The organism is Natrinema sp. SYSU A 869 (assembly GCF_019879105.1).
In the GTDB taxonomy this organism is placed as follows: domain Archaea; phylum Halobacteriota; class Halobacteria; order Halobacteriales; family Natrialbaceae; genus Natrinema.
This window is the reverse complement of the sequence record NZ_CP082249.1, coordinates 2,200,155-2,225,160: the sequence shown is the minus strand read 5'-3', so window position 1 is coordinate 2,225,160 and position 25,006 is coordinate 2,200,155. Positions and strand designations below refer to the sequence as shown.

Below are 25,006 nucleotides of genomic sequence, written 5' to 3'. Positions count from 1 at the left end.
CTATGCGATCGGCGTGTAAATCGTTTCAGTTGGTACTAGAGGAGAGAACCATCCCGGTCATCGATCGCCGACGCGACCGCGGTCACTGGCAGTAGCGCTGTCAGCGATCGATGCGGCGTTCAACTGAACTTCTGGACCGTTACATCGAGCGTATCCAGATCGACGATGGGGGCGAAACCGGCGTCGGGATCGATGTTGACGCTCTTTTGGAAGTCCGTCTGGGCCTGCCAGCAGCCGGAGTTGATCGCGAGCACGTCGTGGTACTTGCCGAAGCCGAGCTTGTGGACGTGACCGGTATGGAAGATGTCAGGCACCTCGTCGATGATGAGGTAGTCCTTCTCCTCGGGAGCCAGTCGAGTATGGCCGCCGAACTGCGGCGCGACGTGGCGCTTCTTGAGAAGGTGGTACATCGCCTTGTGGGGATCGTCGTAATTGGCCTTCGCCTCGGGGAGTTCCGCGATGACCTCGTCCAGTGAGACGCCGTGATACATCAGGACGGAGACACCCTCGAGAGTCACCATCGACGGGTTGCTCACGATCTGTGGGTCATGTGCGGACATGATCTCCCGGAGTTCCTCGTCGAATCCGGGCTGGGGCTCGGCGAGGCGGACCGCGTCGTGGTTCCCCGGAATCATGACGATCTCGATGTCTCCGGGGATCTTCTTCAGGTGCTCGCTGAACGCCTCGTACTGCTCGTAGATGTCGACGATGTCGAGTTCATCGTCCTGATCGGGGTAGACGCCGACGCCTTCGACCATGTCGCCCGCGAGCAGCAGGTACTCGACGTGTTGGGCCTCCGGGGTGTGCAGCCAGTCGGCGAAGGCGTTCCACGCGTCGGCCATGAACTCCTGACTGCCGACGTGGACGTCGCTGATCAGCGCCGCCTGCACGTGGCGATCCGCCGTTGACGGCTCGTGGGTGCGGGGAACGTCCGGAAAATGCATCGAATCGACGAATGCGATCCCCGAATCGTCCGCCAGCGTCCCCTCCATCGCCAGCACCTCGTCGCAGAGCAGTTCCTCGACCAGGTCGGCATAGTCCCTGTCTTTCATCACCAGCCAGGGGAAGGTTCCAGTCGCGTCCTCGAGTTCGATCAGCCAGTGACCACTGGCGGTCGATCGGATATCGTTGACCAGTCCGACCATCGCCACCTCGCTGCCGCCCGGCATGTCTTGGATAGCCGTCGCCGGGCGGTGATTGATCCGGCTCCGCAGTTTCGCTCCCAGTCGATCGAGCCGATCGCGGAAGACGGAGACGAAATCGCTGTACTCGCCCGTCCCCGTACTCTGGCCCGTCATATCCCCGACGATCTCGAGCGATCGCTGGGCGGGATCAGCGGACCGGTCGGCTGATGAAGACCCCCCCGCTTCAACTGGAGATCGGCCAGCCGGTTTGCCTTCCTGTGACATCTCGGCTCCAGTCGAAACAGAGGAGGTTGAGTCGGCCGGCGAGGGCTCGTCCCCAGTGGCAGCGACAGGGACAGTCCCGGCCCCCGTCGAACCCGTATCGGCCATCGGTAAAGCCGTCTCCACGTGTTCGGTACGGACGACCAGCGTGTCGTCGGAAATTTTCTCGAGGACGCGCTCGAGCGCCGCAGTCGGGTCCTCGGCCGCGGCGAGCCGCGTCACCGCCTCGCGTTCAGCGTTGTACCCGCGGCTCGTGAGTTCGCCGACGATCCGAGCGGAGGCCTCGAGTGGCACACCTCTCGCATTCGTGAGCGAGGGCAAAAGGGTAGCGGATCCCCCGTTCGCGACGGGCGGTTCCACGGTGGTGGAATCGACAGGGATCGCGAACTCCCTGTCACAAACTCAAGGTGCGCCGGAAAGTTGATACCGAGGACGGAGAAACCGATCCCCAATGGACGGTCCTGACGGCGGCGAGCAGGACGACAACCGATCTGGAACCCGCGACGAACGCTCGGGGCCGGAGCCGTCTCGGCGAGACGAACCCGGGAGCCGCGCGCCCGAATCGCGTGACCGCGTGCCCGAACGTGACGACCGGGCATCTAACCCCGGAACGCGAGACCGAGTGAGCGGTGACGATCACAAGCGCGCAACCCGCAACGACGGTGAGCCGGCGATCGAGGACGGCGTCGGCCGCTGGCTGCTCGAGACCGACGACTGGCGAGTCACTGCGTGTCGAGATACCGTGATGTGTCTCGGAGTCATCACAGTCGTCGGACTCCTCCTATTCGGCGTCAGCGGGACGTGGCCGCCGTTCGTCGCCGTCGAGAGCGGTAGCATGGAGCCGAACATCCGGGAGGGGGACCTCGTCTTCGTCGTCGATGACGATCGGTTCGCCGGCGAGAATGCCGTCGCCGAAACCGGCATCGCCACCCTCGAAAGCGGGCGAGCAAGCGGCCACGAGAAATTCGCCAGTTCCGGCGACGTCATCGTCTTCGTGCCGAACGGCGATCCGACGAAGACGCCGACGATTCATCGGGCCCACTTCTGGGTCGAAAAAGGCGAACGATGGGTCGAGACCAAAGCCGATCCCGGTTCGCTGAATGGCGCGACCTGCAACGATATTGTCACCTGCCCGGCACCCCACGACGGATTCGTCACGAAAGGCGACGCCAATTCCGGCTACGACCAACTGCCGCGTTCGGGGGCGGACACGACGATCGTCAGCCCCAACTGGGTTACCGGGAAAGCGATGATTCGGGCTCCGATGGTCGGAGGGGTTCGACTGGCGGTCGGTTCGGCGGGCGCAGCGACTGGGGTGGGACCGACAGTTACCTTCGTCGCGACAGGCGTAATCGCGCTCGTGCTGTTCGGAATGGCCGCCGGGGAACGCGGCCCGTGAGACGATCGGAGAGAACGCTCCCCAGCGAACAGAAAGTTGATTGCGCGGCCCGGCAAAATGAGTGACGATGAGCGGTTCTAGCGCCGGGAAACCCCCGGACGATTCCGGCGACGACGATCGTACGCAGGATCGAAGCGCCGGCAGTTCACGAACGCCGCCTGCATCCGAGACACCATCCCGGGACGCCCCCGATTCCGACGCCGACGGCGTGACGATCGACGACGACGGGGTCCTCCGCTGGTTCCTCAGAACCGACGACGAGACCGTCATGGTGGCGCGGGATATCCTGAGTAGCGTCGCCATCGTCGCCGTCGTTGGCCTCCTCCTGTTCGGCGTCAGCGGTATCTGGCCCCCACTCGTCGCCGTCGAGAGCGGCAGCATGGAACCGAACATGCACAAAGGAGATCTGATCTTCGTCGCAGACGAGGGCCGATTCGCCGGTGACAACGCCGTCGCCGGAACCGGTGTCGTCACTCTCGAGAACGGCCAGGAGAGCAGCTACGAGAAGTTCGGCAATCCCGGCGACGTGATAATCTACCGACCAAACGGCAATCCAGCGGAAACACCGGTGATCCATCGCGCCCACTTCTGGGTCGAAGAAGGTGAACACTGGGTCGATACCAAAGCCAGCGAGGAAATCGTCGGCGACGCGACCTGCAACGAGGTCGCGACCTGTCCCGCAGAGCACGCCGGGTTCGTTACGAAGGGAGACGCCAACGGCGGATACGATCAGTACGGAAACGGCATTAGCGACATCGTCAAACCCGAGTGGGTCACGGGCAAAGCCATGTTCCGGATCCCGTGGCTCGGCCACGTGCGCCTGACATTCGACAAGATCCTCGGCGGGATGCTCGCTCCGACGTCACCCTCGAGCGCGTCGCTGCAGGGACCGACACCGGCAACGACACCGACGCCCGCCGGTCCAGACACCGCTGGTCCCGGACTGGACGGTGAGCTCGCCGGCATCGTCGGTATCGCCAGTGCCGGAGCCGGGGCCACGGTCGCGATTGGCCGGTATCGAAACTGAATCCTGAATCAACCGCTGCATTCCTCTCTCCTCGGATATCCGTCGCGACTCGAGACGCAGAGTGTTCGCATCTCGTAGCTCTTTCGCGATCTGCAAGCGGACTCGAGTCGAAACAAGGGGGTCCGAACGCGACGCTGGGAAGCCGACAAGCCGAATCGGACGAACGGTCCCGACGAATCGTTCCGAAAAGCGAGGCTGAGGTGTGTGCAGCCAAAACGCAGAGAAGTCGAAGGAGCGGACGTGAGCCGCCGGTCAGTTCTCGAACCGCGCCTGGACGAACGGCTGGACGTCGTCGATGTCGCTCAGTCTGGAGTCGCTCAGTAAGACCGCTTCCGTCTCTTCGAGTGGAACGGAAAGGCTGATTTCCTTGGTCCGGCCGTACCGTCCCTTCGAGACGACGACGGCGTTGACGATCCCGAGCATATCGAGTTCGCTGATCAGATCGGTCACGCGCCGCTGGGTCAGCACGTCCGCGTCGATCTCCTCGCAGAGGCGCTTGTAGATGTTGAACACCTCGCCCGTGTTGATGCTGTGGACGCCGTTTTTCTCGAGGAGGATGATCGCGAAGAGGACGAGTTTGCTCTGGGTAGGCAGTGTGCGGACGACCTCGACGACGCGATCGAGTTCAATTTTGTCCTGGGCCTGACGCACGTGTTCCTCGACGATCGTTTCGGCCTGGGACCGTTCGGCCAGTTCGCCTGCGGTCCGCAGGAGATCCAGCGCACGTCGCGCGTCGCCGTGTTCCTGTGCGGCGAAGGCCGCACACAACGGGATCACGTCATCGGAGAGCGCGTTGCCCTTGAACGCAACCTCCGAGCGGTGTTTGAGGATGTCCCGCAGCTGATTCGCGTCGTAGGGCGGGAAGACGATTTCCTCTTCACCCAGCGAGGACTTGACCCGCGGATCGAGGAAATCGGTGAACTTCAGATCGTTCGAAATACCGATGATTGACACCCGCGAGTTCTCCAGCTCGGAGTTCATCCGCGAGAGGTTATAGAGCGTGTCGTCGCCGCTCTTCTCGACGAGTTTGTCGATCTCGTCCAACATGATGACGACGACACGCTCGTCGTAATCGACGGCGTCGAAGAAGACGCTGTAGACCCGATCCGTCGGCCACCCGGTCATTGGTACCTCTTCGAACGAGTCCTTGTCGTCCTCGAGTTCGGTGATTCGGTCGTCGACCTCGGCACGGGTCTCGAACGCCGTCGACTCGAGAGGATGGTCCGGTGGGGGCGCAGTCGGATCGGTCGTCGCATCGTCGTGATCGGTGCCGTTAACGTCCGCCAGTCCAGTCTCCTCGGCGGACGGCGATGGGTCGGCGGAATCCGCTGGCCCGCCAGAAGACCCCCCTTCTTCGAGTGGAGAACCGCCCGACATAGCACCGGTATCGGTTCCAGTCGAAATATCTGTGTCCGGCTCCGTCTCCTCGCTCGAGGCGAAATCGAAGGGGTCCGACGCCGTTTGGTCGTCCGCTTCAGTACTGGACTCGATTACGTCGGTACTGCGACGCGCCGCGTCGGCGTCGTACTCGTCGAGATCGTCCAGCAGCGACTCGAGTTCCGCGACGCGGTCGTCGATCCGTGCTTTGTTCTTCTCGATGAACTTGTTCGCGAGTTGTGCGAGTACGCGGTACTGGGTATCAGTGACCTCACAGTTGATGTACTCGACGTCACACGGAACGGAGTACTTCTGGGAGGTGCTCTCGAGTTCCTTACTGACGAACTTGGCGCTCGCAGTCTTGCCGGTCCCGGTTTTCCCGTAGATGAGAATGTTTGACGGCGTTTCACCGCGGAGCGCAGCGACGAGGATCGTCGCCATCTTGTTGATCTGATCGCTCCGGTGGGGGAGTTCGTGTGGCGTATAGGACGGGCGGAGGACTTCCTTGTTCTCGAAGATCGGTTCGCCGCTGAGCAGGTCGTCGAACAGTCCCTGATTCGACTCTTCGTCGCCGAGATCGGCGTTCTCGAAGTTCGTCGAGAATCCGCTCGTTCCATCGACCTCGTCCGAACCAGTGATCTCTGAGTTATCGTCTGACATCCGTCGTACAGCACCCCCTTATTTCGAGTGGAACGCCGAACCAGGGAGCGGGAATATAGCGGTGTGATCGCCTCCGTGGAGGGATCCACCATTCCAGATACCCGATTCGGGTCCAGTTGATGCAAACGAAACAGAGGAAAACCACGGTAATAAAGCCTTCCCTTCCCCCTCGTTTTAGAACGGAAACGGCGTTCAGTGTGGAGCCAATTGTCTTCTCACGATCGGGTTCTACTCTCTCTTTCTCCCGGTGAATCGTTGTCAGCTGATTGGATCCGCTCGAGAAAAAGCCGACACTCGAACTAATGGGGTAGTTGCAGCGTCGTAGCGTAGACTAGTATCGATTGGGTCCACGCGTTGCACAAAACAATACTAGTTAGTAACATAGTAGTAGATTGTCAGCGAGTGTTATACCAGCAAAGAGACCGTGACATCTGATGATCGGCTATCGCGGGATGAACGATTGAGATGCTCAATCGAAAGATAACGATAGGCTGACAAAACAGTATCTCATGACGTAGTCTCGAGTTCGTCCCGTTCTATTACTGACGTCTTTCTGATGGTTTTGCGGGGACATGGTAATAGATTGGAAAATTGAATAAATAGGGACGAATCTCCCCTACGTATTTCCGTGATATTACGTCTCTCCATGGTGTCTCCGTGATGCGTGACCGGGATGGGTCATCGGGACGCGTGTCGTCTCAGTTCCGAGACGATGAGAAGACCGGCTCGAGGATTGATTATGGAAATGTGGTATGGGATACCATCTGACGGATCGTCGAATCCCCCCACCCCTTCGTTTCGGGTGGAACGAGTCAAAAGGGTGGGTGGGGGGTTCGACAGCAATTTATCACGGGAAGATTTATTTGGGTAGACTAGAAACAGTAACCGTAGCACTAGCAAAACAGCTAGTCTTACTAGAGCTGAGATTGTATTTACTAGTTCCTGCTAGAATCATCACTTGGAGACGTCTATCTTGCTAGATAGCCTTCTGAGTTACTAGAAACGTCTCTATCGACGAATTCAGCCTCACAGTTGGCCTGAGAACCGTCTCGAGTCGAAATACGGGGCAAACTTCCTCCCGACATCGGTCCGCCAGTTCGTGTTCCCACCCGTGCCCTCGACAATCTCCACTCGAAACGAAGGGGTGGGGGTCTCCAGACCTCTCGATTTGTCCCTCATGTGTCCATATGGTATATATTATCATACCATTGGATACAAACAAGTATCACTGGTTACAGTTCACGTTGCCCATTGTGCTCAGCTCTCCCTATTCGTCTGACCCGGACTCACAATTGCTCTTTCGGCCGGGTTTTCCCTCAGTATTCGTTGCAAACGCGTATCGGTCTCGATTACAATCTCGGCTCGCACTAACTCAATTTCATCGAATTGTCTACACGTCTGACGTAGGCTTAAGTGAGTTCAGTTTGTAGTACGCGCAGATGCACCCCGCGGTGCTGGAGGCCTCTACAGATGGGACTGTTCACAGAACTCAAAGATAGTATTTCCCGGGCTACGGACCGCCTGTTTTCGGAACAGGAGCCCAAACGAATCGGTATTTACGGTCCGCCGAATGCTGGCAAGACGACGCTCGCGAACCGTATCGCGCGTGACTGGACTGGTGACGCGGTCGGGGCGGAGAGTCACGTCCCGCACGAGACACGTCGCGCACGCAGAAAAGAAAATGTCGAGATCGAACGGGACGGCAAGACGGTGACCATCGACATCGTCGACACACCGGGTGTGACGACGAAGGTCGACTACGAAGAGTTCACCGACGAAATGGACGAAGATGACGCCATTCGCCGCTCCCGTGAAGCTACCGAGGGCGTCGCCGAAGCGATGCACTGGCTGCGAGAGGATGTCGACGGCGTCATCTACGTTCTGGATAGCGCAGAGGATCCGATCACGCAGGTCAACACGATGCTGATCGGTATCGTCGAGTCTCGCGATCTTCCCGTTCTGATCTTCGCGAACAAGACCGACCTCGAGGAATCAAGCGTCAAGCGGATCGAGGACGCCTTCCCACAGCACAAGACCGTTCCGCTGTCCGCAAAGGAGGGCGACAACATGGACGAAGTGTACGACAACATCGCCGAATACTTCGGGTGATTACGATGCCAAAAGCAACTAACGCTGACGATTCGGACGCACCCGACGGTGTACAGATCGATCTGATCAGCGGCGAGCGCATGGACGGTATGGCGACGATGGAGAAGATCAGGATGATCTTGGACGGCGTCCACGACGGCAACATCGTCATCCTGGAGGAGGGGCTGACGCCCGACGAGGAGAGCCGACTCATCGAGGTGACGATGGCCGAGATCAGCCCCGACGAGTTCAATGGGATCGAGATTGAGACCTATCCCAAGTCCGAGACCCGCGACTCGTCGCTGCTCGGTCGTATCATGGGGGTGACGAGACAGAAGCAAAGCTGACGGTAATCGGACCGGCAAACCAGATCGAGACGCTCCACAAGGACGAAACGCTCATCAGCGCGCTCGTGTCCCGTAACTAATGCCACACCAGTGTACGAACTGCGGCCGGACGTTCGCCGACGGCTCCAAGGAGATGCTGTCGGGGTGTCCAGACTGCGGCGGGAACAAGTTTCAGTTTGCGCCGACCACGACGGCCACAGCCCAATCGTCCGGTGGAACTGATGCCGACGGTTCGGGGTCGGTCGATGCTGCGAGTGCTTCCGCGGACGCTCAGTCGCCCGAATCGGACAGCGTCGCGACACGCGCCGCGGAAACCGTTCGCGGCTGGGTATCCGCTGGGTCCGCCGACGAACCGGATGCGGAGTCCGCCGAGCAGTCGGAGCCGAACGGATCGACGGCAGCTACGGGGTCGGACGGCTCCTGGCCCTCGAGCGATGACTCCGACAGTAGTGATTCGAGCTCGCCGTCGGACGGTGAGTTCGAAGAGTGGCCCGAGACGGCGCGACGGCCCGAGGATCGGTCCGGATCGCCGGCCGAGGCGGCTGCCGAGTCGTCAACTGAGACGGGCTCCGACGAGCGGGCTCCATCTCAGGACCTGTCGGACCGACAATCGAGCGGCCCGACTGCGACGATGGCGGACGACGAGAATTCGGCACAGGCCGACGCCCGCAGCGAAGTCGTTCCCTCGGACGATCTCCCGCCTCACTCCGGAAATCCGGATGGAGACGGATCGGGACCTGACAGCGACGCGGGCGGTGTCGTCGGTCCGCAGAGCGAAGCCAAAACCGGGACCGGATTAGAGACTGGGGCTGGGGTCGGCCCCGATGCCGATGACCAGCCCCCGGAACACGGTCGCGTCGTCAGCGAACCGAGCGGGCAGCGCCCGTCGATCGAGGAGCTCCGGGCGGAGCTCAATGACCAGTTCGAGAGCATCAAGATCGTCCGGCCGGGACAGTACGAACTCAACCTGATGGAGCTCTACAACCGGGACGAATACATAATCTCCCTGCAGGAAGACGGGCGGTACGTCATTGACGTGCCGGATTCGTGGCACGACGACGACGAGGACGACGACTGAGGTTCGTCCGTCGATATCTCACTTTCCGCCTCCCAGCACAGCGTTGTTTCGACTGCAGCCTGCCGGTTCTCGAGGAATGACGCCTCCCACTATCTGGTCCGTGTTCCATACGAAATCGTCGGTTGTATTGAAATGCATACTGTGATGAAGACGGTCGTCTGCGTTCCGATCGTTCAGGTCGTCGGTGCCTCCTATTCTGGGCGTGGCTACGGTGTCCTTCAGGTGCGAAGGGACGGAGCCGAGACGGTCGCGAGAACGTGAACGGAAACCGGCGCTGACGGACGACTGAAACCGGCGCTGACGGACGATTGAAACGGACGTTGACAGACGGAAATCGAACCGGTGACGGAGAGAACACGAATGGAGACAGATGGATTTAAGCGACGCGGATACGACGCTACGGACATGAGCACTGCCACCAAGGTCGTTCTTGCCACGGTCGCCGCATCGGCGCTGCTGTCGATCCTGCTCGTCTTCCAGAACGCGTTCGCCTGATGTTCGAGGCTCGTACACTCTCGGATCGAGTCGAGGCTGTCCACGAGGCCCACGCATCCCACGTGCAGGTCCTCGACTGCGAACGCGACTTCGAGACGCTGAATCCAGCGGTCGCCGAGGACCTCGGCTTGATCGTCGATGCGCTCGAGCCCGCAAGCTATCCCACAGCCTGGCTACCGGAGGATGCGCCGGCTTTGCTTGCCCGCTACGTGAGTTCGGATCTCACCATCGGGATGCCCGGCGATGGCAGCGTCGTCTGGACTCGCCAGACCGAACCGCCGATCGTTCTCGTCAAGCCGCGTGTCGAGGGCTCGCCAGAGGCGTTCGTCGACTTCTTGATCGCCGAGGCGCTCGTTCAGGTTGACCTCGAGGTGCCCGAGCACTTCATTGGCTTCTTCGAGGAGACGTATCCCGACCTCGATCAGGCGGTCGCGCTCGATCCGAACGACACCTATCAGGTCGCTGCAGCGCTGTACGACGGCTGGGTCGGCCTGCAGACCCGTGACGTCTTCGCTGACTGGCACGACGATCATCCGGAACTCGCCGACGCTTGGCAGGACGCCGGGACACGACTCGAGGACCGCGTCGCCGGGCTCCCGCGTGCGGTCGCACGCGGTGAGACCGATTTCGCTGATGCGACGGAACTGGCATGTGCCGCGATCAAACACGCGATTGAACTGCCTGCTCCCTTCGCCGCGCTCGATACCGAGGCGTATCTGGATCACGGGCCGGAGTATGCGATCCAGTGGGCCGAGAAAACGTTCGATTCCCTCGAGGACTAAGCGACGTCGCCCCATTGTTTCGGCTGGCGTTACGTAGTCCCGTGACAGTGTTCGGGACGACACGAGTGACTTTGGCTCGAGTCGCCGTGACTTTGAATTTCAGTGGCCTCGAATCTCCGTCACTTGACTCGGTGTTCGTGCGTCGTAGATTGCATGAAGAAAAACGGTAAGCGTCCTGCTCGGGCTGTCACTGGGGGATTTCCACGTCTACCCAGCCGATTCGTTCGCTACTCGAGGGGGTCACGTTGTTCACCCCTCTCGGCGCTCACTTATCCACTGGAAGACGCTTTGCGCCTTCCAAACCTTCGCTCACCGAGTTCGCGAAGACCTCGCGTGTGTTCGAACGATAGTTCGCCATCGGCTCGCAGTTCCCTGCGGTCACCGCTCGTTTCCGTCGGCCTTCACTTCGTTCGTGCCTCCTTGTGGCTCACTGTCGATCAGCACGTTCCATCGCATCGGTAGCATGCGCCACCGCATACGGTCGATCAGCACGTTCCATCGCATCGGTAGCATGCGCCACCGCATACGGTCGATCAGCACGCGCCATCGCATCGGTCGATCAGCACGCGCTACTGTCGGTAGTTCCCGTTAGCGGTGCTCTGTAGAATATCCCCTAGCGTTCTCCGTGGCAAAACCGAAAATCGTGCTGCTGGCTGCCGCTCAGAACTCGGCGTCGACGCTGCCGTCCTCGTCGAGGTCGATGATCCCATCAAATAGCCCGCGGAACTCTTCGACGAGCGCCTCGTCGTGGGGCTCCTCCGAGAGGTGGAAGAGACCAACTGCGTCGTGGTCCTCGAGCAGTTCGAGGATTCGTTTGACCGCCTCGAGGGCCTGGTCGTCGCCAGCGTAGTAAGCGAGCTCGGTTACGGAGTCGAAGCTGATGCGGAGTTTGCCGTCGTGGTCGTCGAGGAAGCCGTCGATGTGATCGACGATGCCATCGACATCGTCGGGGGCGGCGACGTAGTGGACGGTATCCGAAGAGCGCCGCGAGTAGCCGCGTTCGATGCTTAGCGTATCCAGAATCTCAGCACACTCCTCGTCGACGTCGTAGTGCTCGAGTTTCTGTCTAACTTCGCGAGCGGTGGTTCGCGTGGAGATGACGAGGAAGTTATCGGTGTCGGTTTTAAGGAAATCGGTGTCGATGCGGTCGGTTTCGCCGGTGCTCGGATGCAAGAGGAGTACACCGGTTCCGCCCGGTACCGTCTCCGGCGTCCCGTCTATCTCAAGCGTATACTCCATAGTGGCGTGAACAACTTTGGGAACGCCCTTAAGCGTGCGGATGTATCTCTCGTCGGGGAGTCAGCGTCGGAAACGGAGGAAGGGCCTGAAAAACTGGCGAGGTTTGGGACAGTGCAACTCACCGAGCGTCGAAACGAAATCCGGATGCCCACGGATTTCGGTCACCGACGACCCTTCACTTCCTATGTTTTAGGCCAGCCTAAAGAATCTATCGGTGGTTTTCATCGCAGTGAGAACGGTAGGGGGAGTCGTTTATGGGACAGCCCGTTCCTCTGCCGATGCGAACGCGTTTAGGCCCACGGCACCCAAACTTGCGCATATGAGCGTTCGCGAGGAGTTCGACGATTGGGCGGCGAGCGGTCGGGACAAGGGGATGGAGGAGCGCCACTGGCACACTGCAAAGCATGCGCTCGCACGGATACCGATCGAAGCCGGCGACACCGTCCTCGATCTCGGCTGTGGGAGCGGCTACGCCGGACGCGCGCTCCGCGATACCAAGGGTGCCGGCCGGGTCTACGGACTCGACGGCTCGCCCGAAATGGCACGCAACGCAGCGGGGTACACCGATGACCCGGCCGTCGGCTATCTCGTCGGTGACTTCGACGCCCTCCCTTTCGCCGATGACTCGATCGACCACATCTGGAGTATGGAAGCCTTCTATTACGCGGCAGATCCCCATCACACGCTCGAGGAGGTCGCCCGCGTCCTCCGTCCCGGTGGCACCTTCTACTGTGCGGTGAACTACTACGAGGAAAACGTCCACTCCCACGAGTGGCAGGAGTTCATCGCTATCGAGATGACCCGTTGGGACCGCGAGCAGTACCGCGAGGCCTTCCGCGACGCGGGACTCGCCGTCGCCGAGCAAGACACCATTCCCGATCGCGAGATCACGATTCCCGACGCGGCCGAGTTCCCCACGGAAGACTGGGACACTCGCGAGAACATGGTCGAACGCTACCGCGAGTTCGGGACGCTGCTCACCGTCGGCGTCGCTCCCTGACTTTCCCCTATTCGTTCACCCTCTCCTCCGTAGTCATCCACTGATAGCAACCTGTCAGCGAAAACCCCCTGGTTTCCACTCGAGATCGAAATATCTGGGATACAGGCCGTCAGACCGCCGACATCTCGAGTCGAAACACACCTCTTTCATCGGTGACCGATTGTCGCTCGACTATCGTATCGACTCAAGTGTAAGTACGATCATCAGGATAGTCACGCTTTCTCTCCTAATCGCTTCAACGGACGCGACTACTCTATGGTATATACTGACTGCGTCGGAAAATGTGAGAGGCCGACTATTCGTAGCGCTCACCGGCCGGAATCGTCACCTCGAGCCAGTTCTCTTCCGGGGGTAGCGGACAGTCGAAGGTCTCGCTGTAGGCACAGAACGGCGAGTACGCGAGGTTGAAGTCCACGACGAGTTCGTCGCCGTCCTCGAGATCTCGATCCGGCTCGAGTTCCATGTACCGACCGCCTTGGTAGGTCTGCTGGCCTGTCGTCTTGTCACGGAACGGCACGAACAGCGGCTGCTCGTTCGGGCTCTCCTGTTTGTAGGCCGCGAGTTCGAACGTCCCGTCCTGCAGGTCCTCGTCCTCACGGTTGAGTTCGAACTCAAGGGTTACGACGCGGAGATAGCGCATCTCCTGGCCCGCGGTGGTGTCCATCAGGACGACCTCGGGGTCGTCGTGGACCGCCGCGGTCGCAGTCACGCGGTAGGTCGGGTCCGGTTCGAAATAGTCGAGTCCCTCGAAGTCGTCCCGTTCCTCGGGCGGGATCGGTGACTGGGGATGGTCGGCGAAGAACTCGTCTTTCTCGGCGCGTTTCGACTCGAGTTCGTCGCGCCAGCGCTCGACGTCGATGGAATCGCTCATAGCCGGAGTAGTCGGCGGACCGGGGAAGGCGTTGCGCTTCCGGTCAGTCTCCGACCGGTCCGGACCGGTCTCACCCGCGTCGTAAACGCACTCGAAACCGCCAAAACAGGGGTTGAACCGGTCCGATCGTTCGTCGCCGCGGTTGCTGCTTCGAGTCCGGCGCTACTCTTTGATCGTGAGCACGCCGTGGCGCGCGGAGACGTCGCTCGCCTCGGGCGGCAGTTCGAACTCGAACTGCTCGCTGTCCGCGAGGATGATCGCAGTCGAGCCGACGACATCGACCGAAATGTCAGCGGCCGAAGTGCCGAAATCAACCGCAATAACGCTGCTGTCGTCGTATTCGAACGTGCGGACGACTGCATCTCGGTCGACGTCTTTCAGAGATTGGGGGACCTTCACACGCGACTGTAGGGACTCGGGTAATTAAAGGGTCACGCTGGCAGCAACCGGGTAGACGACGATCCGAATGCACGAACACGGATTGCTATCCACACTGAACCGGACTGTCTGGGAACAGTAATCAGTAAACCAGACTGTGTAGAAAAATATAGTTTCTGTAAGCGCACTTCGGCTCGAGTCACTCGATTGGTCCCGCAACCGTTCCCGACATTTATCCCACATGACGCGGCCAATCCAGTCCGTCAACGCTATGGACGACCGACGATGAGTACGGAGAGAATGACGAATTGGCGGACGGTGTTCGGCCACACCCAGCCCTACGAGCCGCAAGTCGACGGTATCGAGACAGCCATCGACACCGGGCAGGAAGGCGGGTATACCGTCATCGAAGGGGCCTGTGGCACCGGAAAGACGATGATTGCGCTCACCGCGGGGATCGACCTTGTGCGCGATCCGGACACCGACTACGACCGCGTGCTCGTGCTCACGAGCGTCAAACAGCAACTGCGCCAGTTCGAGGCCGACCTCGAGACGATCAACGAGAACCTGCCGACCGACTGGGACCCGATTTCGGGGCTCACACTCGTCGGGAAGGCCGATGTCTGTCCGTATAACCGCGAGAACGCGGCGGGGATTGACGACGGCAACGTCTACGATCGGTGCGAGACCTTGCGGGATCGCACTCGCGACCTCACCGGTGAGGGCGGCGACGCGACGGCCAAAAACCTGGCCGCCCGCGCCCGAAGCCAGCAGATCGGGCTGGCCGACAGCGGCAGCCAGTCGAAGAATACGTTTCTCGGGACTGCAGGCGAACCGACGCCCTATCCGCCTGATCTCCCCGAGTACGGCGATGGCGGTCCCGTGGGGGCCGAGACCGAGTACTGTCCGTTCTACGCGCAGTACTTAGAGGACCTGCCGGACGACGAGGAGGACGGATCGGCCGCGGAAGCGGTTCCCTACGACTTTACCGACGCCGGAATGGTCACGCCAGAAGAACTGGTCGCCCGCTCGGTGAAACACGGCACCTGTCCCCACTCCGTAATGGGGGCCGCCCTCGGCGAGGTCGAGGTCGTGATGGGAAACTACTACCACGCCTTCGACCCCCAGACGGTCGGCTCCTTCACCGGCGCGCTACTCGACGAGTCAACGTTCGTCGTCTGCGACGAGGCCCACATGCTCGAGCCACGCGTTCGCGATCTGGTCAGCGAGGGCGTCGCTGACTCCACGCTCCGGGACGCCGAAACCGAACTCTCTCGGGTCGTCCAGCCGATCAAGTTCGAGCGCGAGGGCCGGCAGGCCGAGGGCGGTTCCAAGACCGCCGATGCCGACCTCGTCCGCGGGGAACTCGCGGACAGCGACATCTCCTACGAGGAACTCAATCGGACCCTCGAGTTCGTCCGGGACCTCCGAGAGGAACTCGATCGCCGGGTCACGGCCCATCTCGACCGGAACTATCGCGGCTGGCAGTCGAACCTGAACGATCTCCATGATGAGGAGATCCCGCTCCGCAATCCGGGCGAGCCCGCCGAGGACGAACTCAGTGAGTGGGCGAGCGAGGCGGGCTACGGCGATGCTGACTGGGTCCGCGCCGAAGCCGTCGGTGCGATTGTCGAGCGAGTACTGAACGAAGCAGAGGACGAGGATCGGACCCGCGCCGCGCCCGCCGTCGGCCGCGTCCTCGGCGAGTGGTACCGCCGCGGCCACACCGACTACTTCCGGGAGATCGAACTCGAGCGCACCTGGGACGATACCGAACCCGCGGACTCGTGGCGACGGGCATACAACGCCCGGCTGTCCCTGCACAACTGTGTCCCCAGTGACGCCATCGGCGACCGGCTCGGCAACTTCGGCGGCGGGATTCTGATGAGCGCGACGCTCGAGCCGATGGAGGCGTTCACCGAGGTGACGGGACTCCAGTACCTCGCGCGCGAGGAAGACCGACCAGTCGTCGAGCGCCGGTACGGGCTCCACTTCCCCGCGGAGAACCGGGAGAGTTTCGCCGTCGCCGCACCGAAGTACACCTACGATAATCGCGGCAGCCCGGGAGCAGACAATCCGACGCGGCGGTCCTACACCAACGCCATCGCGAAAGTCGCTTGCCTCTCCGGTAACGTCCTCGTCGGGATGCCCAGTTACGCCGAAGCCGAGTGGGTCGCCGGGCAGCTCGAGGACCGGGTCGACAAGCCAGTCCTGCTCGACGCCGCGAGCGACGACGAGACGACCCAGTCGCTCAAAGACGAGTTCTTCGCGGGCGAGGGGAAGGTGCTCGTTACGAGTCTTCGGGGTACGCTGACCGAGGGCGTCGACTACAGCGGCGATCGCCTCGCCGCGGCCGTCGTCTGTGGCGTTCCGATCGTCAACACTTCGAGCCCCCGAACGAAGGCCGTGCGCCGGGCCTACGACGACGAGTTCGGTGACGGATTCACCTACGCGCTGACCATTCCCGCAGTCCGGAAGGCCCGGCAGGCAATCGGCCGTGTCATCCGCAGTCCCGAGGACGTCGGCGTTCGGGTCCTGCTCGACGAGCGCTACGCCCGCGATAGTTGGGACTCGGTCAGATCATACCTGCCCGATGACGGCGAGTTCCAACCCGTCAGTCCCGACATGCTCGATGTCGGTCTCGAGCGGTTCGGATCCCGGCTGTCCTCGGAGTAGCAGCCGACCGTCTTCCTTAGTCGTCGGCAGTGGCCGCTATAGTAGCCACTGACAGTCACTGCACACCTGCTCGCATGACAGCTGTGCAATCAGCGTATCACTCGTTTTAGTGGCTACGATAGCTCGACGGCCGATCGGCGACGCGGCGCTGTGCTGGGTCGCGGACTCGTATCGAACCGGGGCCTTCAAGCGGGACGGTCCGAATATTCGTACTGTTAACTGTGTCTGGATGTTTCCTCTCAGACATTGGGGCTACGCCGCTGGCCGCCGACTCCGGTAGCCTTGCCGTGACTCCGCAGATGCTGGTCGTGTTCGGAATCATCGCCATTGCGCTGGTGCTTTTCATCACCGAACTGCTGCCCATCGACGTCACTGCCATCTTGATTATGGTGTTGTTGATGGTGTTGGGTGCCGACGGCGTGGCGAACTTCACCGAAATATCGACTGCGGAGGGGACATCCGGCTTCTCCAATTCGGCGACGATCACTGTGCTGGCAATGCTGATTCTCAGTTCGGGGATCAGCCAGACGGGAGTCGTTCAGATCATCGGTCGCAAGATGTCCGCGTTCGCCGGCGACGACCTCGACAAACAGCTGCTCGCGACGATCGGTGTCAGCGGTCCGATCTCCGGCTTTATCAACAACACGCCGGTCGTCGCCATCCTCGTTCCCGTCATCTCGGACATCGCCCACAAGGGGAAGACCTCCCCGTCGAAGCTCCTGATCCCGCTGTCCTACGCTTCGATGTTCGGCGGGATGCTCACGCTCATCGGCACCTCGACGAACATCCTCGCGAGCGACGTCTCCGCGCGCCTGCTCGGCCAGCCGTTCTCGATGTTCGAGTTCACCAAGCTTGGAATCATCGTCCTCCTCGTCGGCAGCCTCTATCTCATGACCATCGGCCACCGACTGCTGCCCGAGCGTGTCCCCGTCGACGAGGACTACGTCCAGGAGTACGCGATCGAGGAGTATCTGACCGAAGCCGTCGTTAACGAAGACTCGCCGATCGTCGGCGCGACCGTCGCCGAGGCCATCGACCACGTCGAGTTCGACGCCGACATCCTCCAGGTCGTCCGCGACGACGAGGAGTTCATCGAACCGATCAGTCAGAAAACGATTCGAGAGGGAGACCTGCTGCGGCTGCGCGCCGATCGCGACACCGTCCAGCAATTCGTCGATCGAGGAACGCTCACGCTCGCGGGCAACCCGCAGACGGTCGAGGACTTAGAGCCCGACGAGGTACCCGACCGAACGCTGGTCGAGGTCGTCGTCCCACGGGGCTCCTTTCTCGTCGGCGAATCGCTCGAGAGCTCGACCTTTCGCCAGCGCTACGACGCGACCGTGCTGGCGTTCCGCAGCCGCGGGGAGACGGTCCGCGATCACATGGACGAGCGCCGAATCCGCGTCGGTGACACGCTGTTGGTCCAGGCGGCTCCGGACAGCATCGACCGGCTCTCGCAGAACGACGACTTCATCGTCGCACACGAGCCCGAGGAGCCGGACTACCGGACCGAGAAGATTCCCCACGCGGCGGCGATCATGGCGGGTGTCGTCGGCTTCGTCGCCGTGCCGTGGGGGGCGGTCGGCTCCGCCCTCGCCGGTATGACGGGCGTTGGCGCGTTCGAAGCAATGTCCGCGCTCTCCCTACCGATTCTCGTGACTGCGCTCGCTGGCGTCGTCGCGATGGTCGCGACGGGCGTCCTCAAGCCGACGGAGATCTATGACGCCGTCGAGTGGGACGTGATCTTCTTGCTCGCCGGCATCATCCCGCTGGGAATCGCCTTAGAGCAGACTGGCGGGGCGGATCTGCTGGGCTCACTCGTCGCCTCGACCGGTGCCTATCTCCCCATCATCGGCGTATTGTGGGTGTTCTATCTCGCGACAGGGCTCATCACGGGCGTGATTTCGAACAACGCGAGCGTCGTGTTGATGCTCCCAGTGGCCGTCGAGACCGCGGCGCAGATCAACGCGAACCCCTTCGCGTTCGTGCTCGCGGTGACGTTCGCGGCCTCGACCGCGTTCCTGACGCCCGTCGGCTACCAGACGAACCTATTCGTCTACGGCCCCGGCGGCTACAAGTTCATGGACTTCGTCCGGGTCGGCGCACCGCTCCAGTTGCTGCTCTCCGTCGTGACCGTCTTCGGCATCGCGTTCTTCTGGGGCGTTACGTAACGACTCCTACTCCTCCGTTTTCGGGCTCTCTTCGTCCCGATCGTCCCCGTCAGAGTCGGATTCTGCCTCACTCGTCTCCTCGTCGAGCGGCGGTTCGTCCTCATCATCTCGCTCGAGCGCCTCCGAAACCTCTCGTTCTCGTTGGCGCTCCTCCGCGTCGTCGGCCTGCTTGTCTCGACTGTCTTTGGAGTCTGCCATGCTATTAGAGATGGGAGCAGGCGGGATAACGCTGTGGTAGGCGATCACTCCCATAGCCTCGAGAGTGACCCCATCCGTCAACGTGGCGCTATCGCGATCTCATGGGGCGATACGGACGGAGCGCGGCCGCGTTCGGGACGACTCGAACGAGCGCCGACGCTGGCTTGTACGCAACGCGCTCGCTCGGGGATTTTGCCGCCGTGAGCTTCCAGAATCCGGGCGAATCGAACCGCAGTCGACACAGGCCACGCTCGTCCGTCCGAGCCGATTTCGCTTCGGTCGTAACGATGGCTCCCTCGATGGCTTGCCGTCGATTGTCGCGGACGCGAACGGTAATCGTTGTCCCGGCCGCTAGCTCCCTGCGTTCGACATCGATCCGGAGCTGCCGAGTAACTCTCATGACAGCTATTATCACACTGGCGGTGAAAGAAGGCCACTTGCAGGTTCCGGGCCTCTCGAGATGACCGGCGATATCTCACTCCTGGGCGACGATGTGTGCGTCGTCGGGCGCGAACCCGACCGTCAGTTCATCGCTCTCGGGAACGTTCGGCAGGCGGAGGACGATTCTGCTGTCGTTCCACCGGCCGTTGATGCGGACGGTCTCGCCGAGGAATTCGCTGGTCTCGACGGTCACCGTTAGCCGGTTTTCAGCGGCCGATCGCTCGTCCGCGACCGATTGCGAGAGCGCGCCCGGTCGCACGCAGAAGCTGACTCGATCGCTTCCGTCGGGGAGCGCCAGCGTGAACGTCTCACCGTCGACCGCGACCGTCGCGTAGTCGCCCTCGCGGCTGCGAACCTCACCGTCGAAGACGTTGTTGTCCCCGACGAACTCCGCGACGAACCGCGTCGCGGGCTCGCGATAGATCTTCTGTGGCCGGCCGACCTGTTCGACCTGTCCCCCGTTCATGACCGCGAGCCGATCCGAGATCGCCAGCGCCTCCGCCTGATCGTGGGTGACGTAGACGGTCGTGATCTCGAGTTCTGACTGAATTCGCTTGACCTGTCGACGCAGCGACTCCCGAAGCTGCGCGTCGAGCGCGCTCATCGGCTCATCGAGCAAGAGCAGGTCCGGAGCCGGCGCGAGTGCGCGAGCCAGCGCTACCCGCTGTCGCTGGCCACCCGACAACTGTTCCGGATCGCGGTCACCCATCCCCTCGAGATCGACTAGTTCGAGCAATTCTGCGACGCGTTCGTCGACCGTCCCTCCGTCGGGTGGTTCTCGAAACTGGAGGCCATAGCCGACGTTTTCGGCGACGCTCATGTGGGGAAACAGCGCGTAGCTCTGGAAGACGACGCCGACATCCCGCCGTTCGGGCGGTACGCCGGTCATCTTTCGGCCGTCGAAGCGGACGTCACCCTCGGTTGGCTCCTCGAACCCGGCGATCGCTCGCAAGGTGGTTGTCTTCCCGCAGCCGGAGGGGCCGACCAGGGTGAAGAACTCCCCGTCGCGCACGGTGAGATCGACGCTCTCGAGCGCGACGGTCCCGGTTTCGTCCGCACCGTAGACTTTCGAGACGTCCTCAAGACACAGTTCGGTCATCGCTCGAACCTCCCGCCGACGCGGTCGACGACGACGAAACTCGCGGCCGTGACGACCAATAGTACGGTTCCCATGGCGATCGCGGGCCCGGAGCGACGGCCGAGATAGCGCTCGACGGCGACGGGCATGGTGTACGTCTGGCTTCCGCTGGCCAAAATCACCGTCGAAGAGAACTCGCCGATCGAGATGGCGAAGGCAAAAGCGGCTCCGGCGACGATACCGCTGGCCACGAGCGGTAGTTCCACGTCCCGGAGCGCGCGGTACCGGGAGGCCCCGAGCGCTCGAGCGGACTCGACCATCGCCGGATCGAGATTCGCGAGCAACGGGGAGACGTTGCGCGTGACGAAGGGGTAGGCCGCGACAGCGTGGGCGGCGACGATTGCGACCGCGCCGGTCACCTGGAACCGCCAGCCGCCGGGTAGCGAAATCCCGAAGACGAGCCCCTGCAGCAAGCCGATCCCGAACACGACGCCACTGACCGCCAGCGGGAGCATCGCCAGCGTGTCGACGATTGTCCCGCCGCGACCGGCTCGGACCGTCACAACCGAGACGATCACGCCCATCGGGACAGCGACGGCCAGCGTCGCGACGCCGAACAGTAGCGAGTTTCGAATCGCGATCCACGGCAGGGTCTGATACGATGCCCCCTCGAGCTGGCGCTCGAGTAAGAACGCGTAGTGGCGCGTCGTCAATCCGCTCCCGTCCGTTACGCTCCCGACGACGAGACTCGCCATCGGACCGACGAAGACGACGACGGTGATGAGTCCGTAGCCGATGATCGCCAGCCGGCGCGGTGACAGCGCCGTCCGGAGGTCGGGAAAGAGCGGTTTTCGGGACGGCGCGGTGGCCGATCGAGCCAGCCCGGACTGGGCGGACTCGTACCGGAGGTAGGCGTAGGTCAGGGCGAGCGAGAGGAACGTCTCGAGGATGGCGAGCGTCGCGGCCTCGGCGTAGGCAAGCTGGCGGACGCGATCGTAGATCCAGACCTCAACGGTCGCGAGCTGGAGCCCGCCCAGCGCGAGCACGATGGGGAACGTCATGAACGTGAAGATGAAGGTCAGCAACGCGCCGGTTAGGACAGCCGGCATGAGCTGCGGGACGACCACATCGCGAAATGCGCGACGGGGGCTCGCCCCGAGACTGCGCGCGGTTTCGACGCTCCGGGCGTCGACGGACTCCCAAGCGGCGACGGTGACGCGAGCGACCAGCGGCGCGTTGTAGAACGCGTGAGCGACGATCACGATCGCGAGCGGGTTCCACTCGATGAACGGGAACGGTCCCAGTCCGGCGATTCCGAGTAACTGGTTGAGCGTCCCAGTCCGACCGAACATTGCGTAGAAGCCCACGGCGACCATGATCCCCGGCAGTACGAAGGGGAGGATCGTCAGCGAGCGTAGCGTTCGCCGGCCCCGGAACTCGTAGTTCGCGAGCACGTACGCCGCGGGCAGCCCCAGCACGACGCTCGCGAACGTCGACAGCGCGGCCTGGTAGGCCGTAAAGCCGAACAGCCCCTTGCGAATCGCCGGCATCTCGAGGCCCAACCATGGGATCGGCAGCGCAATGCCGGGGATCGGGTACTCGAGTGATACCGAAATCGAGATCGCTGTGAGCCAGCCGATGAACGACTCGAGGTGGCTCCGAACCGCCAGCGGCTCCGCGAAGACGTCCGCGAGGACACCGAAATAGAACGGATCGGTGAGGGCCTCGCGAAAGAACGCGAGCGTCGCTACGCCGTCGTCGACCACGGCGTTGACGAAGACGATGCCGACCGGCAGGTAGAGCATGACGGCGAGGACGACGGCCGTCGCCAGCGCTGTCAGAGCGAGCGCGTGGCGCTCGAGCCAGCGGCGAGCGGTGGCGGATCGCTGTCGAAGGCCGGCTCCCTGCTCGGCCCATTCCGGTCGAGACACGGGCCTACTGGCTGGCGAACTCGCGCGCCCAGTCCTCAACCCAGCCGTCGAGGTTGCCCCGAAGGTCGTCGTAGCCGATCGTCACCGCCTCCGGCGGAACGTGTGCGTACTGGTCGAACTCCTCGTCGAGGTCAACGTACTCCGAATCGACGGCCGGGAACTGGACGTTGCGCTGGGCGATGACGGCCTGGGCCTCACTCGAGAGGGCGAAATCGAGGAACTCATAGGCGAGATCGAGTTCGGACGCTTTCTCGAAGATTCCCATTCCCTCGGGGTTCGCGTAGCCCTGATCGTTCGGGAACGCGATCTGGTGACGGCTCATATCGTAGTCGTACTGGTTGGCGAACACCTGATCGGTCGAATAGGAGACGACCATTGGCCGTTCTCCGTTCATGTACGCCCCGGAATAGGATTCGCTCCAGTCCTTGAGCGTGCGAACCCCGTTGTCGTCGAGGGAGCGCCAGTAGTCGAGATACCCGTCCTCGCCGGAGGCGTCGATCGTCCATAACAGGAATGCCTGCCCTGGATCCGAACTCTGGGCGCTCTGGGCGAGCAGCGCGTCTTCGTAGGCCGGTTCGGTCAGGTCCTCGAGCGTCTCGGGTTCGTCGACGACGGTTTCGTCGTAGACGAGACAGATGTAGCCCGTATCGTAGGCGAGGACGCGCCCGTGGGGATCTCCCATGTCGAGCCCGTCGCGGATCCGTTCGGCGTTGTCGATCCGGTCGACGTTGAGCGCTCGGAGGAGGCCGCCGTCGTCGAGGGTGTCGTCGATTCGGACGAGGTCGTCGATGTTCGCTCCGAGATAGATGTCGGCATCGATCTCGGCGTTTTGCTGTTTGCGATCGATGTAGTCCTTGATCGCGTTGTTCGGAACGGTCCATGTCAGCTCGGCGTCAGGGTACTCCGCTTCGAATTGCTCCTTGAGCCACGGACCGGCCGGATTCTCGCCGTCGACCATCGATTCGTACGTCGCGACCCGAAGCTCGCCCTTGAGGTCGGGGTTCTCCGGTTCGGGATCGTTCTCGTTAGTCCCATTGCCCTGGCCGTTGTCCCCCTCTTGAGTCAAACAACCAGCGACGCCAGCGACCGCGCTCCCACCGACCGCGCCGACGAACGTCCGTCGTTTCATTACCCGGTGGTTGCACTGGGTGATCTTAAGACTCTTGATCGGCGTCGTTTCGTTCCAGCACTGCTGTCAGAGCCGAAAGGCTTTATTCCCCAGGTAAGACTCACCGCTGTGACAGGGCCCTCGAGTAGAACGGCGAGTTCGAATGGACGGCGACGATACGTCCTCGCGGGGATCGTCGTCGCGCTCGGCGTTCTCACGGCCGGCATCCTGCTCGAGGTTCTCGAAACGATCCTCTTCGCGCTCACCGTCGCCTACGTCCTCATGCCCGTTCAGGGCTGGCTCGTCAGGCGCGGCCTCTCCGAGTGGACGGTGCACTCGCCGCGACCGTCATCGGCTTCGTGACCGCGCTCGCGGTCTTCATTCCCATCATCGTCGCGCTTTACTTCCGTATCGAGCAGGTGCTCGACGCCGTCGAGGGCCTTCCGCGGGAGCTCTCCATGACGGTGCTCGAGGCGACGTACACCGTCGAAGCCGGGGAAGTACAGGCGCTCGCGGTCGGCTATCTCAGCGATGCCGCGACCTCGTTCGCGCTGGCGCTGCCGGTGCTCGCGATCAAGTTCGCATTGTTTATCGTCCTCATGTTCGGCCTCCTGCTCAAGGGCGAGGAAGCGGGCCGGGCTGCCGTCGCACCGATTCCACACGGGTATCGGGACATCGTCTACGCGCTCGCCCAGCGGGCCCGTGAGACGTTGTATGCGATCTACGTCTTGCAGGTCGCGACCTCGATCGCGACGCTCGCCATCGCGTACCCGCTGTTCCGGATTCTCGGCTACGAGGCCGCGCTGACGCTTTCGATCGTCGCCGCCGTCCTGCAGTTCGTCCCCATTATCGGACCGAGCATGCTCATCGCTCCGATCTCGCTCTATCACGTCGCCGCCGGGGACCTCGTCGCGGCGGCCCTGATCGGCGTCCTCGGACTCGTCCTCGTGGCCTGGCTCCCCGATATCGCCGTCCGACCGCGGCTCTCCCGCCGGTCGGCCGGCCTGCCCGGTAGCCTCTACTTCGTCGGCTTTACCGGCGGGCTCTTCACGCTCGGCCCGATCGGCGTCGTCGTCGGCCCGCTGATCGTCGCGGTCTTCGTCGAAGCCGTCGACCTGCTCGCCGACGAGGTCAACGGCGATGCCTCGTTTAGTGAACTCGTCGAGGCGGACCCCGAGGACCCATCGAACGGGGCCGCCGACACGGAGACGACCTTCGAGGAGTCGAGTTCGCAGACCGCCGATGACTGACCGCGC

General features: G+C 62.3%; 18 protein-coding genes and 2 pseudogenes. 10 read left to right on the top strand and 10 right to left on the bottom strand.

Features of this window, described 5'->3' with window-relative positions; translation table 11 throughout:
- Positions 1–119 precede the first annotated feature (119 nt).
- Positions 120–1,700: a DNA-directed DNA polymerase II small subunit gene (locus K6I40_RS19205; protein ID WP_222915503.1), complete on the bottom strand. Its 1,581-nt coding sequence runs from the start codon at positions 1,698–1,700 to the stop codon at positions 120–122.
- Between the two features lie 157 nt (positions 1,701–1,857).
- Here K6I40_RS19205 and K6I40_RS19200 point away from each other — a divergent pair, with 157 nt between their 5' ends.
- Positions 1,858–2,805, top strand: a complete 948-nt coding sequence (locus tag K6I40_RS19200) for a S26 family signal peptidase (protein ID WP_222915501.1) — start codon at positions 1,858–1,860, stop codon at positions 2,803–2,805.
- Positions 2,806–2,872: 67 nt separating this feature from the next.
- Positions 2,873–3,832 (top strand): S26 family signal peptidase, encoded by a 960-nt coding sequence (locus tag K6I40_RS19195; protein WP_222915499.1) that lies wholly within the window; start codon positions 2,873–2,875, stop codon positions 3,830–3,832.
- A gap of 252 nt (positions 3,833–4,084) precedes the next feature.
- On the opposite strand, the gene K6I40_RS19190 is transcribed toward K6I40_RS19195, so the two are convergent.
- Entirely contained in the window at positions 4,085–5,869 is a 1,785-nt protein-coding gene (locus K6I40_RS19190; RefSeq protein WP_222915497.1) for an ORC1-type DNA replication protein, read from the bottom strand.
- Positions 5,870–7,339: 1,470 nt separating this feature from the next.
- Between K6I40_RS19190 and K6I40_RS19185 the strand changes: the two genes are divergently transcribed.
- The 4 genes and pseudogenes from K6I40_RS19185 to K6I40_RS19170 all read left to right on the top strand — a co-directional run bounded on the left by K6I40_RS19185 (position 7,340) and on the right by K6I40_RS19170 (position 10,659).
- Positions 7,340–7,978, top strand: a complete 639-nt coding sequence (locus K6I40_RS19185; protein WP_222915495.1) for an Era-like GTP-binding protein — start codon at positions 7,340–7,342, stop codon at positions 7,976–7,978.
- Positions 7,979–7,983: 5 nt separating this feature from the next.
- Positions 7,984–8,384, top strand: a pseudogene (locus tag K6I40_RS19180) (DUF2073 domain-containing protein).
- The gene (locus K6I40_RS19175) at positions 8,384–9,382 is read left to right on the top strand and encodes a Zn-ribbon containing protein (RefSeq protein WP_222915493.1); all 999 of its coding nucleotides are present in this window, start codon (positions 8,384–8,386) and stop codon (positions 9,380–9,382) included. The pseudogene K6I40_RS19180 and the gene K6I40_RS19175 overlap by 1 nt, the downstream one beginning before the upstream one ends.
- 494 nt (positions 9,383–9,876) lie before the next feature.
- Complete coding sequence (locus K6I40_RS19170) at positions 9,877–10,659, top strand: hypothetical protein (RefSeq protein WP_222915491.1); 783 nt, start codon at positions 9,877–9,879, stop codon at positions 10,657–10,659.
- 660 nt (positions 10,660–11,319) lie between these two features.
- On the opposite strand, the gene K6I40_RS19165 is transcribed toward K6I40_RS19170, so the two are convergent.
- On the bottom strand, positions 11,320–11,898 hold the full coding sequence (locus tag K6I40_RS19165; protein ID WP_222915489.1) for a hypothetical protein: 579 nt from the start codon (positions 11,896–11,898) through the stop codon (positions 11,320–11,322).
- Positions 11,899–12,217: 319 nt separating this feature from the next.
- Between K6I40_RS19165 and K6I40_RS19160 the strand changes: the two genes are divergently transcribed.
- Positions 12,218–12,898 carry a class I SAM-dependent methyltransferase gene (locus tag K6I40_RS19160; RefSeq protein ID WP_222915487.1) on the top strand — a complete coding sequence of 227 codons (681 nt, stop codon included), beginning with the start codon at positions 12,218–12,220 and terminating at the stop codon, positions 12,896–12,898.
- 295 nt (positions 12,899–13,193) lie between these two features.
- Here the strand turns inward: K6I40_RS19160 and K6I40_RS19155 are convergent, their stop codons facing one another.
- Together K6I40_RS19155 and K6I40_RS19150 are read right to left on the bottom strand one after the other, a co-directional pair.
- Positions 13,194–13,769, bottom strand: coding sequence for a DUF1684 domain-containing protein (locus K6I40_RS19155; RefSeq protein ID WP_222915486.1), 576 nt, complete (start codon positions 13,767–13,769; stop codon positions 13,194–13,196).
- 162 nt (positions 13,770–13,931) lie between these two features.
- Positions 13,932–14,168 carry a hypothetical protein gene (locus K6I40_RS19150; RefSeq protein WP_222915484.1) on the bottom strand — a complete coding sequence of 79 codons (237 nt, stop codon included), beginning with the start codon at positions 14,166–14,168 and terminating at the stop codon, positions 13,932–13,934.
- Between the two features lie 279 nt (positions 14,169–14,447).
- On the opposite strand from K6I40_RS19150, the gene K6I40_RS19145 reads away from it, so the two are divergent.
- Together K6I40_RS19145 and K6I40_RS19140 are read left to right on the top strand one after the other, a co-directional pair.
- Complete coding sequence (locus tag K6I40_RS19145) at positions 14,448–16,823, top strand: ATP-dependent DNA helicase (protein WP_222920408.1); 2,376 nt, start codon at positions 14,448–14,450, stop codon at positions 16,821–16,823.
- A 299-nt stretch (positions 16,824–17,122) separates the two neighbouring features.
- Positions 17,123–18,994: an SLC13 family permease gene (locus K6I40_RS19140; RefSeq protein ID WP_222915482.1), complete on the top strand. Its 1,872-nt coding sequence runs from the start codon at positions 17,123–17,125 to the stop codon at positions 18,992–18,994.
- A 6-nt stretch (positions 18,995–19,000) separates the two neighbouring features.
- Here the strand turns inward: K6I40_RS19140 and K6I40_RS19135 are convergent, their stop codons facing one another.
- The 5 genes from K6I40_RS19135 to K6I40_RS19115 form a co-directional block, all read right to left on the bottom strand.
- Positions 19,001–19,192 carry a hypothetical protein gene (locus K6I40_RS19135; protein WP_222915480.1) on the bottom strand — a complete coding sequence of 64 codons (192 nt, stop codon included), beginning with the start codon at positions 19,190–19,192 and terminating at the stop codon, positions 19,001–19,003.
- Between the two features lie 88 nt (positions 19,193–19,280).
- Positions 19,281–19,592 carry a carboxypeptidase-like regulatory domain-containing protein gene (locus K6I40_RS19130; protein ID WP_222915478.1) on the bottom strand — a complete coding sequence of 104 codons (312 nt, stop codon included), beginning with the start codon at positions 19,590–19,592 and terminating at the stop codon, positions 19,281–19,283.
- 75 nt (positions 19,593–19,667) lie between these two features.
- Entirely contained in the window at positions 19,668–20,732 is a 1,065-nt protein-coding gene (locus K6I40_RS19125) for an ABC transporter ATP-binding protein (protein WP_222915476.1), read from the bottom strand.
- Complete coding sequence (locus K6I40_RS19120; RefSeq protein ID WP_222915474.1) at positions 20,729–22,642, bottom strand: iron ABC transporter permease; 1,914 nt, start codon at positions 22,640–22,642, stop codon at positions 20,729–20,731. The genes K6I40_RS19125 and K6I40_RS19120 overlap by 4 nt, the downstream gene beginning before the upstream one ends.
- A 4-nt stretch (positions 22,643–22,646) precedes the next feature.
- Complete coding sequence (locus K6I40_RS19115) at positions 22,647–23,771, bottom strand: thiamine ABC transporter substrate-binding protein (RefSeq protein WP_222915472.1); 1,125 nt, start codon at positions 23,769–23,771, stop codon at positions 22,647–22,649.
- A 108-nt stretch (positions 23,772–23,879) separates the two neighbouring features.
- Between K6I40_RS19115 and K6I40_RS19110 the strand changes: the two are divergent.
- Positions 23,880–25,000, top strand: a pseudogene (locus K6I40_RS19110) (AI-2E family transporter).
- The last annotated feature ends 6 nt before the right edge of the window (positions 25,001–25,006 follow it).